The following is a 1,686-nucleotide window of genomic DNA, read 5'->3' as shown; positions in this document are numbered from 1 at the left end:
CGCGCCTGCTGGCGCGCGACAGCGCCGGCCGCCCGGCGCGGGGGGGGGCGCGGGGGGCGCGGGCGGGGCCGCTGGGGCCGCGCCGGCGACAGCGCTCAGCCCTGCATCTGCTCCAGCTCGCGGCCCTTGGTCTCGTACACGTACTTGAGCACGAAGAACACCGAGACGAACGCGGCCACGGTGTAGATGCCGTAGGCGCCGGCCAGGCCGATGCTGCCCAGCAGGATCGGGAACGAGACGGTGATGGCGAAGTTCGAGGTCCACTGCGCCGCGCCCGCCACCGCCAGGCCGGAGCCGCGGATCTGGTTGGGGAACATTTCGCCCAGCATCACCCACATCACCGGGCCCCAGGACATGTTGAAGAAGATCACGTAGACGTTGGCCGCGACCAGCGCCAGCCGGCCCATGCCCGGCGACATCGCCAGCTTGCCCGCCGCGTCCAGCGAAGCGCTGGCGAAGGCCAGCGTGACCAGCGCCAGCGACACCGCCATGCCGGCCGAACCGATCCAGAGCAAGGGTTTGCGCCCGATCTTGTCGATCAGCATCACCGTGATCAGGCAGGCGCCGATGCTCAGCGCGCCGGACAGCACGTTGATCAACAGCGAATCGCTTTCGGAGAAGCCCACCGCCTGCCACAGCACCGCGCCGTAATAGAACACCACGTTGATGCCGACCAGCTGCTGGAAGGTGGCCAGGCCGATGCCGATCCACACGATCGGACGCACCTTGCCGGTGACCTTGCTGACCAGGTCCGACAGCTTCGGCTTGTGCTGGTCGGCGGCCAGCGAGGCGGAGATCTCGGTCAGCTTGGCCTGCGCCTCGCGCGGGCCGTAGAGCTTGGTCAGCACCGCCAGCGCATCCTCGCGGCGGCCCTTGACCACCAGGTAGCGGGGGCTTTCCGGGATCGCCAGCAACAGCAGCAGGAACAGCAGCGACGGGAACGCCTGCATCCAGAACATCCAGCGCCACGCGGCCTGGCCCAGCCACAGCGGCTCGGTCGAGGCGCTGGCCAGCTTGACCAGCACGTAGTTGCTAAGGAACGCGGTGAACAGGCCGCTGATGATGGCGATCTGCTGCACCGTGGCCAGGCGCCCGCGATAGCGCGCCGGCGCGACCTCGGCGATGTAGGCCGGCGACATCACGCTGGCCGCGCCGACCGCGAAGCCGCCCATGACCCGTGCGAAGACGAAGAACGCGGAGCTGTGCGAAGCGCCGGCGCCGAGCGCCGACAGCAGGAACAGCACCGCGGAGATGATCAGCACCGCACGGCGACCGAGGCGATCGGCCAGCCAGCCGGCGAAGAACGCGCCGATCGCGCAGCCCAGCAGCATCGAGGCGACCTCGAAACCGGTGCCGGCGGCGCTGGAATGGAAGGTCTGCTTGAGACCGTCGACGGTGCCGTTGATCACGCCGCTGTCGAAGCCGAACAGGAAGCCGCCGATGGTGGCGACGCAACTGATGAGGATGATGAGGCGCGTGTTCTCGCCTGCGCCATGGGCGCGGTCTAGGGATACGCTGGACATTGAGTCACCTGGTGTCGTGCAGAAAGGAAGCCGGCCATCGGGGGAGGACAGCACGGCCGGCGGCAAGGGTGCCGCCGGCCGTCGCGCGCATCAGCGGATCAGGTACTGGTTGATCAGGTTCTCGTAGGCTTCCTGGCGGCCGCTGACCTGCTTGGGCGCGCCG

1 protein-coding gene is annotated in these 1,686 nt (G+C 68.9%); it reads right to left on the bottom strand.

Features of this window, described 5'->3' with window-relative positions:
• Positions 1 to 95: 95 nt before the first annotated feature.
• A complete protein-coding gene (locus H9658_RS22270; RefSeq protein ID WP_191826995.1) occupies positions 96 to 1,523 on the bottom strand; it encodes a sugar porter family MFS transporter in 1,428 nt (475 codons plus the stop codon).
• Between the last annotated feature and the right edge of the window lie 163 nt (positions 1,524 to 1,686).

The sequence above is a fragment of the Xanthomonas bonasiae genome (genome assembly GCF_014836395.1).
Lineage (GTDB): Bacteria > Pseudomonadota > Gammaproteobacteria > Xanthomonadales > Xanthomonadaceae > Xanthomonas_A > Xanthomonas_A bonasiae.
Note: the sequence above shows the minus strand (reverse complement) of the source record. Positions and strands in the feature narration are given on the sequence as shown.